The sequence below is a fragment of the Peptoniphilus rhinitidis 1-13 genome (assembly GCF_000246925.1).
Classification (GTDB): Bacteria; Bacillota; Clostridia; order Tissierellales; family Peptoniphilaceae; genus Peptoniphilus_A; species Peptoniphilus_A lacydonensis.
The window spans coordinates 1-12,063 of record NZ_BAEW01000024.1; the positions used below are offsets into that span (position 1 = coordinate 1).

The 12,063-nt window shown below is 30.5% G+C and carries 10 protein-coding genes; 7 read left to right on the plus strand and 3 right to left on the minus strand.

The window, feature by feature from the left end; translation table 11 throughout:
- Positions 1 to 601: 601 nt before the first annotated feature.
- The 3 genes from RH95_RS08705 to RH95_RS08715 form a co-directional block, all read right to left on the minus strand.
- Positions 602 to 1,204, minus strand: a complete 603-nt coding sequence (locus RH95_RS08705) for a PH domain-containing protein (RefSeq protein ID WP_010248314.1) — start codon at positions 1,202 to 1,204, stop codon at positions 602 to 604.
- A gap of 202 nt (positions 1,205 to 1,406) precedes the next feature.
- On the minus strand, positions 1,407 to 1,751 hold the full coding sequence (locus RH95_RS08710) for a hypothetical protein (protein WP_010248318.1): 345 nt from the start codon (positions 1,749 to 1,751) through the stop codon (positions 1,407 to 1,409).
- A 180-nt stretch (positions 1,752 to 1,931) separates the two neighbouring features.
- Positions 1,932 to 3,857: a sensor histidine kinase gene (locus tag RH95_RS08715; protein WP_010248321.1), complete on the minus strand. Its 1,926-nt coding sequence runs from the start codon at positions 3,855 to 3,857 to the stop codon at positions 1,932 to 1,934.
- A gap of 285 nt (positions 3,858 to 4,142) precedes the next feature.
- On the opposite strand from RH95_RS08715, the gene kdpF reads away from it, so the two are divergent.
- The 7 genes from kdpF to RH95_RS08745 all read left to right on the plus strand — a co-directional run bounded on the left by kdpF (position 4,143) and on the right by RH95_RS08745 (position 11,738).
- On the plus strand, positions 4,143 to 4,220 hold the full coding sequence (gene kdpF / locus RH95_RS09935; RefSeq protein WP_099321785.1) for a K(+)-transporting ATPase subunit F: 78 nt from the start codon (positions 4,143 to 4,145) through the stop codon (positions 4,218 to 4,220).
- Between the two features lie 21 nt (positions 4,221 to 4,241).
- Positions 4,242 to 4,559 (plus strand): hypothetical protein, encoded by a 318-nt coding sequence (locus tag RH95_RS08720; RefSeq protein ID WP_010248324.1) that lies wholly within the window; start codon positions 4,242 to 4,244, stop codon positions 4,557 to 4,559.
- A 25-nt stretch (positions 4,560 to 4,584) separates the two neighbouring features.
- A complete protein-coding gene (locus tag RH95_RS08725) occupies positions 4,585 to 6,327 on the plus strand; it encodes a potassium-transporting ATPase subunit KdpA (protein ID WP_010248327.1) in 1,743 nt (580 codons plus the stop codon).
- Positions 6,328 to 6,335: 8 nt separating this feature from the next.
- Positions 6,336 to 8,390, plus strand: coding sequence for a potassium-transporting ATPase subunit KdpB (gene kdpB, locus RH95_RS08730; RefSeq protein ID WP_010248331.1), 2,055 nt, complete (start codon positions 6,336 to 6,338; stop codon positions 8,388 to 8,390).
- Between the two features lie 10 nt (positions 8,391 to 8,400).
- Entirely contained in the window at positions 8,401 to 9,000 is a 600-nt protein-coding gene (kdpC, locus tag RH95_RS08735) for a potassium-transporting ATPase subunit KdpC (protein WP_010248334.1), read from the plus strand.
- A 91-nt stretch (positions 9,001 to 9,091) separates the two neighbouring features.
- Positions 9,092 to 9,826, plus strand: a complete 735-nt coding sequence (locus tag RH95_RS08740; RefSeq protein ID WP_010248337.1) for a response regulator transcription factor — start codon at positions 9,092 to 9,094, stop codon at positions 9,824 to 9,826.
- Positions 9,813 to 11,738: an ATP-binding protein gene (locus RH95_RS08745; protein ID WP_010248340.1), complete on the plus strand. Its 1,926-nt coding sequence runs from the start codon at positions 9,813 to 9,815 to the stop codon at positions 11,736 to 11,738. Before RH95_RS08740 ends, RH95_RS08745 begins: the two co-directional genes overlap by 14 nt.
- The last annotated feature ends 325 nt before the right edge of the window (positions 11,739 to 12,063 follow it).

A 12,063-nucleotide genomic window follows, 5' to 3' on the forward strand; every position in this document is an offset into this window, starting at 1 on the left:
TCTTTAATTATTATTGTTACGATATTGTTACACTTAGATTTTAGATTGGCTTATTTAAGCTATTTATAAGTTATAATCTTTTATTCCCATTCTTCTTTTCCAAACGTACGATATATACCAAACCATTCAAAATACGAGATTCTATTTTTTAGAGTATCACCAAATCCACCTAATTATAGGACGTTTTCAAATTTTTAGTCCCGTCCCAGTCCCAGTACCGGACAAAAACTAATAATATTTATAAAGATTCTATATAAACGCCAAAATACATCTAGCTAATAATAAAAACCACCGGTGTAGTGATATGACCCCCAAAAGCTTGACTTAAAAACCAACTTAAGGAGGTCAGTTTTTTAATATCAAAATACAATTCAGAATTCAAACTAAAAATAGTAAAAGAATATTTAGAAGGTAACATAGAATACGCATCACTTGCCAACTATTTCTTATAACTTATTATTTAATCTTATTTATTAAAAAATAAGGCAAAGAAGGCTCTATTAAAATAAAATATTGCAGAAATTTCCCTCATTAATCAAAAGTCACCGGTAAAAATTCTGACATGAAAATTTTCTCAGTGACATTTTTGTTGCATTTTAAGTTATCTTTTATATTTTGTGTTGTAGCCTTCATTCTCTTTTGGTCTATAGGCGTTAGGATAGGCTTGATCTGTTGCAACATCGAGAGATACTTTTTTAAGAAGTTTGTAGACATCGTAGGGATCTTTTATGGAAATAAATTTATCTGCGTCAGTCTTAAAGCTGTAAGATGAATTACCACTTTCGCCATTATAAACTAGGATAATTGTGCCAAGTCCCTTGATGTTTTCCATAAAATTTACATCTACTTTCAAATTTGTAAGCTCTCTGTGCTCATAATTATTTACATCTCTTCCAAAAATGCCTTGGCTGATGTAAACTCTCTTATCTGTAATTGCATATTCAATTGTTCCATAATTTAAAACCCTATAGATGGGCATTAAAATTGCAAACCAAACAGGAAAAAGATGAATTATAAAGAAAATTATAAAAAATCCATTCATAAAGCTAAATTCTCTAAAAAAAATAGATATAAAAAAGAAGTCAAAAATCCCCCAAATTAATGCAATTAAATAAATGCTTGGCTTGCCTAAAATATAAAGAAAAGCATTGGGCTTTCCTCGCCACAATATATTTTCATTGTCGTCAATAATTTTTTCAATCATAATTTCCTCCATTGCTTTCTTTTTATTAAGATAAAGTATTCTTGTCTAGTATTTTATCACAAATATACTTGTGATAAAATATTTGAATGGCTGAATCTCCACTCATATCTATAGATTTTTCTTTACATTCTTTTGAATTAAAATTTTAAAAATCTATAAAAATTTAGTAACATAATTTTTGCTAATACCGAGCAACTATACATTAATCTTTGTAATTATTAGTTTCAAGAAATTCTTCAAGTTTAGATAGAGCTTTTTCTGCATATACATAACCACCATAATCTTTATCAGGATTACAAATGTACAATTCTTCAGTATACGGCTCTTCGCCATTTTCAACTCGCATCTTATTAATACTATACCTCGTATCATTAAGTTCTGATCCAATTATTTCTCTATAGAAATCCTTTTCCGAGCTTTCTTTAAGGAAAACTTTTCTTTCTTTTAAATCTGCGACGATTACACCCAGAAATTCAGTTTTCCCTTCCGGGTAATACTCATAAACAACTTCCTCATTTGAAAATGAAATCTTCTTTAAAATAACCATTGCATACCTCTTTTTATATTATAATCAAAACTACCAGCTGAGCTGGTAGTTTTGATTTGCCCATTTATATATTGATTATGAAATGATCTTAATACTTTATTATTTGTTCATTAGTTCGGACATAAAAATACCCCCATAATATAGCAAAGTATTCAATAGAAAAATTATGAAGTTATAATATTAAATTTTATTAAGGTTTATATAGCAAGAATTATTTTCCAATGAATCAATTGCCAGAGCGATCTCGTTTAGCATGGCTATAAGCAGAGATTTATCATTTACTGACAATTGACTACCGATACTTTTATCTGACATATCTATGCCGACAACGCCATAGACTGCACTATTTTTTCTAATGGCAAAATATAAGCCATTAGCATTAGTTAGAGTATTTGTGCCTGCACCAGCACTATCATTATTTAAAAATACCCATTTTGCTACAGTTTTCTCGGAGTCTTGCAAATATATTTCTTTCATATTTGCGACGTTTTTTGGGTTATAAATTATTGGCGACAAAAGCGAGCTTTTGAAAACAGGATAAAATATTATTACCTTGTTTAGGAGCTTATGTAGTTGATAGCAGGTTTCATATATTACTTCATCATAGTTTTTGCTTAGCTGCAATCTCTGGCTTGTTTTAAGCAGAACCTCTAAGCTGTGTGACTGCTGAGTTGTTAGTATATTTTCCTTTTTTAGTCTATTTTGCATTAGGCTAATGAAAAAAGAAACTATGATCATTATTATAAATATCATCAGATACTCTTTTGAGTAAATCCTCAAAGAATAATAGGGTGGTATAAATATAAAATCTATAATAAATATATTTAGCAAGAGAGCAAGCATATTGTATATAGGGTGTTTTGTTGTGTATCCAACTATGCAGGATGATAGAGTATAAAGCAAAACTATGTTAGTTGTATTAAAATCAAAAATAAATAAGGCATAAGATAGTACAGTTGTAGCTAACAGTATGAGCAAAGTTACTATCAGATCTTCTCTATCAAAATGCACAAATTCATCTAGCCTTATATTTTTTTTCTTATACTCACTGTTAGCATCAGGGATTATGAATATATCAAGATTTGGAGCATCCTTAGTAATCTCATCAATTATAGTTGTTTTATTCAAAAATGATATTTTCTGTGAGGATCTTCCCAAGACAAGCTTTGATACTCCACTAAGTTTTGCATATTGGCTAATTTGAAATGATATATCATCACCATAAGAAGAAACGATATTAGCTTTTAGATGTTTAGCCAAGTCTATATTTTTTTGTAAGTTATTTTTTTCTGTATTAGAAAAATTTTTGCTTTCAGATGTTTCTACATATAGGGCACTAAACTCTGCATGGAAAGAGTTAGCCATCCTATAAGCAGTTCTGATTACTTTTTGGTTAGTAGGTGATGGGCCAAGACACACTAGTATATGTTCTTTTAAAAATGGTTTATTTTTTTCGTCAGTATATAAATTTATTTTATCAGCATATCTTCTTAAAGCTATTTCCCTAAGCGAGATAAGATTATCTATAGTAAAAAAATTATCTAGGGCTTTTTTAGACTGGGAATAATTATATATTTTTCCTTCCTTTAATCTTTCAATTAATTGTTCTACTTCAATATCTATTATTTTTATATGGTCAGCATTATCAAAAACATAATCAGGTATACGTTCATTGACTTTTATATTAGTAATTGATTCTACTATATCATGAAGGCTCTCTAGGTGTTGGACATTTAATGTTGTGTATACATCAATGCCTGCTCTAAGTAATTCCTCTACATCTTGGTATCTTTTTTTATGTCTACTGCCTGGTGCATTGGTATGGGCAAGCTCATCTACTAATATGATGTCAGGTTTTCTATCTAGGGCCTTATCTATATCCAGTTCATTAAAAATATGATCTTTATAGTTTATTTTTTTATAGTCTATTATATCTAGACCATTCATTAATGCTAGAGTATCTTTTCTATCATGAAGTTCTACATAACCAACAACCACATCTATGCCTTCTAGGTACTTTTCGTGGGCAACTTCTAGCATATTGTATGTCTTGCCGACACCTGCACAGTATCCGAAGAAGATTGTCAATTCACCTTTCTTTTCCATAAAATTATCCTTCTTTATTTATTTCTGATTTTATTTTACTATATATATTAAAAAAAAGGCAAAATCAGTGAATTTTAATACAATTTTAATGTCTATGGTGTATATTTTAAAACTATTTTAAGGTAAAAGTTGGTATATTACACATATAGTTAGAGAATAGGAGGAGTGATTAATGTTAGACCTTATTATGATAGCTATAATTATCATTTCATTTTTAATATTAAAATTATTTGTCAATTGGATAGATAAAAAAATTACAAGTAATTAATTATTGTGGAGGTTTATATGTTACTATTATTAATTGTTATTTTAGGGGTTTTATGCTATTTGTTTTATGCACTGATTAACCCTGAGAAATTTTAAATATAGTTTTGGGAGATAAGTATGAAGGAAATTATGAATTTAACTAAATGTGATTTTAATAATTGTTTGAATGATTTTTGTTCCTTAATAAAATTAAAAATTGATTTGGGAAACCTTAACGAATGTTTAGAATTGGTAAAAGATAAAATGAAAGAATATCCACATAGTCCAGTCCCTCACAATTTGTTAGGTATTTTGATGGAAATAAGAGGAAACCATGAATTGGCTATGAAACACTTCAGGGCTGCTTGGGCATTAGACCCTTGCTATGAACCTGCTAGTAAAAATTTGGAAAATTTAGCAATATATGGCACAAATAAAAAATATATATTTTCGTAAGAAAATTGTGTAAGTAGGAGAGATTATGTTACAAATATTATTAACATTACTAATATTCTTAGTCATTATATTTCCATGTGGAAATTACTTATATAAAATGACTAACAATAAAAAAACATTCGCTGATCCTTTATTTGATAAAGTGGATTCAGGAATTTTTAAAATTTTAAAGATTGAAAAAAGTGATATGGACTGGAAAGAATATGCATTGTCATTGATTCTTTTAAATGCGTGTTTGGTTCTACTTTCATATCTAGTTCTTAGAATTCAATCTATAGGGATATTTAATCCAAATAAAATAGGCTCTATGGAAGAAACTTTAGCTTTTAATACAATTATTTCTTTTATGACTAATACTAACTTGCAACACTATGCTGGTGAATCAGGCTTGTCATATTTTTCTCAAATGTTTGTGATTATTATGATGATGTTCACTTCAGCAGCTAGTGGATATGCAGCTTGCGTAGCAATGATAAGAGGAATACTTGGAGAGAAGATGGGAAACTTCTTTGTAGATTTTATAAAAATCATAACAAGATTTTTATTACCAGCATCTATTATTGTTGGATTATTATTGGTGTCTCAAGGAGTTATCCAAAACTTTAATTCTAATATTTTAATTAAAACTATTGAGGGCAAAAACCAAGAACTTGGTGCTGGTCCTGTAGCTGCTTTGGAGGCAATTAAACATTTGGGTACTAATGGTGGAGGATTTTTCGGAGCCAACTCATCAACTCCTTTTGAAAACCCTAATATTATTTCAAATATTATAGAATTAATTTCTATGATGTTATTGCCAGGATCATGTGTTTTCATTTTTGGAAAGATGGCACATGATAAGTTTATTAAAAAATCAGCAAGTGAAAATGAACAAATACCAGAGCACACAGATAAAGCTATGGCTAAGAAAGTTTGGCTGGGCAAAGAAGGTCAGTCAATATTTATTGCCATGTCCATATTATTTGTAATAGGCTTGGGTATTTGCTATCATAATGAGCTTAATGGTGTAAACGGGGCAAGTCTTTCTGGAATATCTCACAATATGGGAAATATGGAAGGAAAAGAGATGCGTTTTGGCATTGCCCAATCTTCATTATTTACAACAGTTACAACGTCATTTACTACTGGAACTGTTAACAATATGCATGATACACTTACACCTTTGGGTGGCCTAGTTCCTTTGCTTCACATGATGTTAAATGTTGTATTTGGTGGAGCAGGTGTAGGACTTATGAATATGTTAATCTATGCTATCTTAGCAGTATTTATATGCGGTCTTATGATTGGTAAGACACCGGAATATCTAGGTAAAAAAATTGAAGGTAATGAGATGAAACTTGCAGCTTTATCAATTATCATTCACCCACTTTTGATTCTAGGTTTTTCTGCACTAGCAGTTAGTATAAATCCTGGACTTGAGGGTATTACTAATCCAGGATTCCACGGACTAAGTCAAATACTATACGAATATTCTTCATCAGCAGCGAATAATGGCTCTGGTTTTGAAGGTTTGGCTGACAATACAATCTTTTGGAATATAACTTGTGGATTAGTAATGTTTTTTGGAAGATATTTAGCTATTATTATCCAGCTAGCAATAGCAGGAAATCTTTCTAAAAAAATAGATATCAATGAAACTGCTGGAACATTAAAAACTAATAACTTAACTTTTTCAATTATTTTAGTAATAATTGTTTATATATTTGCAGCACTAACATTTTTGCCAGTACTAGCTTTAGGACCAATAGCAGAATGGTTGGTACTATAGGAGGAAATATGGTTAATAAGAAAACAAAATTTGTAAGTAAAGATATAATGAAGACTTCTATTAAAGGGGCATTCTTAAAATTAAATCCTAAGTATATGATAAAAAACCCTGTAATGTTTGTAGTAGAAATTGGATTTATAATTTGTCTATTACTTGCTTTTTTCCCAAATTTGATAAATGATGGAAGCGACAATGCAAGTAAATACAATATGCTTGTTTCCATTATTTTGTTTATAACTTTACTATTTGCAAATTTCGCCGAATCCGTAGCTGAAGGTAGGGGAAAGGCACAAGCAGAGACATTGAAAAAAACAAAAAAGGATACTAAGGCTAGAAAAATTTTAGATGATGGAAAAGAAATTGAAATCTCTAGTAATGACCTAAAAAAAGGAGACATAGTTTTAGTAAAAGTAGGCGAAATAATCCCTAATGACGGTGAAATAATTGAAGGTATAGCAAGTATTGATGAATCTGCAATCACTGGTGAATCCGCACCAGTAACTAAAGAAAGTGGAGGAGATTTTTCTTCAGTGACGGGAGGTACACTTGTTGTATCAGACTGGATTAAAGTTCGTATAAGCTCAGATCCTGGTGAATCATTTTTGGATAAGATGATATCTCTTGTAGAAGGAGCCTCTAGACAAAAAACACCAAATGAGATTGCTCTAAATACCTTGTTGGTTTCCTTAACTATTATATTTTTGATAGTTATCATAACCCTATATCCAATAGCTAACTATTCTAATGTAAAAATTTCAGTTTCTACATTGATAGCTTTAATGGTTTGCCTAATCCCTACTACAATTGGTGCATTACTTAGCGCAATCGGTATAGCTGGTATGGATAGGGTTACTAGATTCAATGTCATAGCAATGTCAGGCAAGGCTGTAGAAGCTTGTGGTGATGTTGATACAATGATTCTAGACAAAACAGGAACAATAACCTTTGGAAATAGGTTAGCTAGTGATTTTATAAATGTCGATGGAATCGACAAATCAGATTTAATAGAATATGCCATGATATCATCACTAAAAGATGACACCCCTGAAGGTAAATCTACAGTCGAACTTGCAAAAAAATTGGGTTCTAAAGTTAATCCAGCAGATTACGAAGATGCGTCTTTTGTAGAATTTACTGCAGCAAGCAAGATGAGTGGGATCGATTTAAAAAACGGTGTCATGATACGCAAGGGATCTGGGGAAGCGATAATAAAGTTTATTACTGAAAGAGGTGGAGATGTACCAAGCGACCTACAAGCAAAAGTAGAAAGTATTTCAAAATTAGGGGGTACTCCACTAGTCGTTTGTGTAGATAATGTAATTTATGGAATTATCTATTTGAAAGATACGGTTAAGCCAGGACTTAGACAAAGGTTTGAAAGACTTAGAAAAATAGGGATAAAGACCATAATGTGTACTGGAGATAACCCTCTTACTGCAGCTACAATTGCAGCAGAAGCTGGTGTTGACGGCTATATAGCAGAATGTAAACCTGAGGATAAGATAGAAGCCATAAAGAAAGAACAAGCCCTAGGTAAAATTGTAGCCATGACAGGAGATGGAACCAACGATGCTCCAGCCTTGGCTCAAGCTGATGTTGGTATTGCTATGAACAGTGGTACAAGTTCAGCAAAAGAAGCAGCAAACATGGTTGATTTGGATTCAGATCCAACCAAAATATTGGAAGTTATAGAGATTGGTAAACAGCTACTTATAACAAGAGGTTCTTTGACAACATTTTCTATTGCTAATGATATTGCCAAATATTTTGCTATAATTCCAGCTATATTTACTCTTGCTATACCTCAAATGAAAGTATTGAACATTATGGGATTGAATAGTCCATCAAGTGCTATTATTTCAGCACTAATATTTAATGCAATTATTATTCCTTGTCTAATTCCTTTGGCAATGAAGGGTGTTAAATATGAACCGATGTCAGCTTCAAAGATGTTAGGAAAGAATATGTTGATTTACGGACTTGGTGGTGTAATTTGTCCTTTTATTGGTATAAAACTAATAGATATATTAGTATTTCCTTTACTTGGTGTATTAGGAATATGAAGGAGACTAAATGAAATTTATAAAAAAATATAAAAGTGCATTTTATTTAACAATATTTGCATTTATAGTATGTGGTATAATTTATCCACTTTTTATGACGGGAATAGCTCAATTAATCTTCCCAAAACAAGCAAATGGTAGTTTAATAAAAGTAGATAATGAAGTAGTTGGATCTGAATTAATAGGCCAAGATTTTACCGATTCAAAATTATTTCATGGCAGACCATCAGCTGTCAACTACAATGTTTATAGAGGAAAATCTGGGTCGCTAGCCTCTGGTAGTGAAAACTTCGCGGTAAGTAATCCTGATTTAAAAAAGAGAATTGATAAGGATGTTGATAAGTTTTTGAAAGAAAACCCAACTGTATCAAAAGAGGATATTCCAGAAGATATCATCAGTCAATCTGCTTCAGGGCTTGATCCTCATATTTCCTTAAAAGCAGCCGAGTTACAAGTTGATAGGATAGCAAAAAATACTGGACTTTCTAAGGAAAGTATAGAACAATTAATCAAGAAAAACACAAAAGAAAAAATATTAGGAATCTTTGGTGAACAAAGAGTAAATGTATTGGAATTAAATATAGATTTGATTAGTGAAATGAACAAATAAATATTACAAAATTGATAAAGGTCTCATGAGATCATATCTTGGGGCCTAAAATTATTTTTTCACAAAGTATGCTTTAAGAAGGTAAGTAAATATGAATGAAAATATAAAGATATTAGTGGTAGAAGATGACAGAGCTGTGAGAAACTTGATATCAACAACATTGCAGATAAATGATTATGAATATGACCTAGCGATTGATGGTAAAAATGCTCTACAGCTAATGACTTCAAATAAATATGACATAGTTTTTATTGACTTGGGTTTGCCTGACATTGATGGAATAGAAATAATAAAAAAATTCAGAGATTTTTCGACTACTCCAATTATAGTAATTAGCGCTAGGACTCATGATGAAGATAAAATAGAAGCCTTGGACGCAGGGGCAGATGATTTTTTGACCAAGCCATTTAATGTTGATGAACTTCTTGCAAGAGTTAGGTCAACCTTAAGAAGAATAAACTATGCTGAAAATAATAGTGTTGAAGACAAAATTTCATTTGAAAATGGAGATATAAGAATAGATTATCCTTCGAGAAGCGTATTTATTAAAGGTGAAGAAATACATTTAATGCCAATAGAATATAGTTTATTATGTTTATTAGCAGAAAATGTTGGCAAGGTTCTCACACATCAATACATCCTAAAAAACATTTGGGTCAATTACCTAGCATCTGATCTCTCTTCTTTGAGAGTGTATATGACCTCTCTTAGAAAAAAGATAGAAAAATTAACTGACGATAAGTATATCCAAACTCATGTTGGAGTTGGCTACAAGATGATTAGAATCAATAAATCAGGGGAAGATGAAATAAATGGATTTAATTGATAGAAATTTGATATTAGTATGTATATCTGAATCCCAATCTAATAGTCAGGTAATAAAAGAAGCCAATGAGATAGCTCAAAATGAAAAAGCTAAACTAATTGCTCTATATGTATCTGATAGAGATAAGTTTCAGGAAAAAAAGGACAATGACTACCTACAAGACAATTTAAGTCTAGCGGAAAACATGGGGGCCATGGTTGAGATTATATATGATGACGATATAGCAAGCCAAATAGTAAACTTTGCAAAACTATATAAAGTAAAGAAAATTGTAATAGGAAAAAACCGAAATGATTTTAAGCTATTATCTTTAAATACCAGCATATATGATCAAGTGGTAAAAAAATCTGACAGAATAGATATTTACGCTGTTCCAATAAATGATAAGGTCAAAACTTATGGATTTAAAGAAAACAAAAATATATCAAAAGATTTGTTAATTGCTTTTATAATACTAGCAATCAGCACTCTAATAGGTTATATATTTTATGATTTTGGCTACAGTGATGCAAATATAATAATGATCTATATACTAGGTGTATTTTTTATTGCCCTTGTAACTTATGATGAATTAGTGAGTTTTATTTCATCTGTAATATGCGTATTAGCCTTTAATTATTGTTTTACTAAGCCAACTTTAAGTTTATCAGTATCTAATCCTGAATATATTATTACTTTTTTAGTCTTATTAATAGTATCATTTTTGACAAGTAAGCTAGCAAGCCAGATAAGAAAAAATGCAAAGAACTCATCAAATATGACATATATAACAAAGCTTTTGTTAGAAACAAATCAACTTTTACAGACTAAAATATCCAAACACGAAATCATAGAAACAGGCTGTAATCAATTATCAAACCTACTAAATAGAAATATAGTTTATTACGATATAGTAGATGGGGAAATTCAGGATCCACTAATTTTCAAGGATGATTTTAGGGATGCTGATAAAGAATTTCTCAAAGAATTAGAAATAGTAAAGTGGGTATTTGCCAAAAACAAAAGTGCAGGTGCTGGCACAGAATATTTGCCAGATGCCAAGTACTTATATTATGCAATCAGATTTAATACAAGTGTGTATGGGGTTATAGGTATACATTTGGGTAAAGATAGGCTAGATTCCGTAGAAAATAAAATTTTACTAGCAATCCTTGGATATATGTCTTTGGCTTTAGAGAAAGAAAAAATTTTAAAAGATAAAAACGAAGCTAATTTGAGAATAAAAGATGAGCAATTGAAAACAAATCTTTTAAGATCAATCTCCCATGACTTAAGAACGCCCCTAACTACTATTTATGGTAATTCTGATATACTACTTAATAATTCGGAAAACTTAACAGAAACAATGAAATTAGGGCTATATAGAGATATTTATGATGATTCACAGTGGCTACTGAATCTTATAGAAAATTTACTTTCAGTAACTAGAGTTGAAGAAGGTAAAAGCAAACTAAAAATAGAGCCACAAATGGTTGAAGAAGTCATAGAAGATGCCCTAAAGCATGTAAGCAGAGATAAAAAAAATCACAATATAACTGTTGATATAGATGATGACTACCTAATGGCTGATATGGATGTGAGGTTAATAATACAAGTCATCATAAACCTTGTAGATAATGCTATAAAATATACTTTTGAAGGGTCAAGTATCAATATAAGAGCCTACCAAGATGCAAACAAAGTCATAATCCAAGTGGCAGATAATGGAAAAGGAATTGAAGATACCGATAAGAAAAGAATATTCCAAAAATTCTATTCGGCTAATAACAAAATCATCGATAGCAAGAGGAGTATAGGTCTAGGCTTATATCTTTGTAGGATTATAGTTAAGGCCCATGGTGGCGAAATAAGTGTAACGGATAATATACCAAGTGGATCTGTATTTACTATGGATTTGAAAGCTAGCCAATAAACGATAAACTATGTTTTATACTTTGTACAAATATAAAAGAATTATAATATGATACAATTAAAAAGAGCTACCAAATTAAATAAGGTGACCCGAGTCTGTAAACAATTTTGTGTATCAACCTTAATCCTGATAAAAAAGGGTAAGGGCTGATACATTTTTTTGTATCAATGTTTGTCCATTCCTATAGGAATGGAGCTTTACTTAATTTTACACAACTTTAATAAACTGTAAAATTTTCATGAAAATTTGCAGCCGATTTTATACTAAATTCTAAGCTTTATTAAAACCTCCCTCCCATAATAATTTTCATAGTTTTTTCTATATT

What these genes read in the sequence shown, in the direction of transcription:
- RH95_RS08705 (WP_010248314.1), bottom strand. Translation starts at nt 1,204, where the DNA reads ATGATTGAAAAAATTATTGACGACAATGAAAATATATTGTGGCGAGGA.
- RH95_RS08710 (WP_010248318.1), bottom strand. Translation starts at nt 1,751, where the DNA reads ATGGTTATTTTAAAGAAGATTTCATTTTCAAATGAGGAAGTTGTTTAT.
- RH95_RS08715 (WP_010248321.1), bottom strand. Translation starts at nt 3,857, where the DNA reads ATGGAAAAGAAAGGTGAATTGACAATCTTCTTCGGATACTGTGCAGGT.
- kdpF (WP_099321785.1), top strand. Translation starts at nt 4,143, where the DNA reads ATGTTACTATTATTAATTGTTATTTTAGGGGTTTTATGCTATTTGTTT.
- RH95_RS08720 (WP_010248324.1), top strand. Translation starts at nt 4,242, where the DNA reads ATGAAGGAAATTATGAATTTAACTAAATGTGATTTTAATAATTGTTTG.
- RH95_RS08725 (WP_010248327.1), top strand. Translation starts at nt 4,585, where the DNA reads ATGTTACAAATATTATTAACATTACTAATATTCTTAGTCATTATATTT.
- kdpB (WP_010248331.1), top strand. Translation starts at nt 6,336, where the DNA reads ATGGTTAATAAGAAAACAAAATTTGTAAGTAAAGATATAATGAAGACT.
- kdpC (WP_010248334.1), top strand. Translation starts at nt 8,401, where the DNA reads ATGAAATTTATAAAAAAATATAAAAGTGCATTTTATTTAACAATATTT.
- RH95_RS08740 (WP_010248337.1), top strand. Translation starts at nt 9,092, where the DNA reads ATGAATGAAAATATAAAGATATTAGTGGTAGAAGATGACAGAGCTGTG.
- RH95_RS08745 (WP_010248340.1), top strand. Translation starts at nt 9,813, where the DNA reads ATGGATTTAATTGATAGAAATTTGATATTAGTATGTATATCTGAATCC.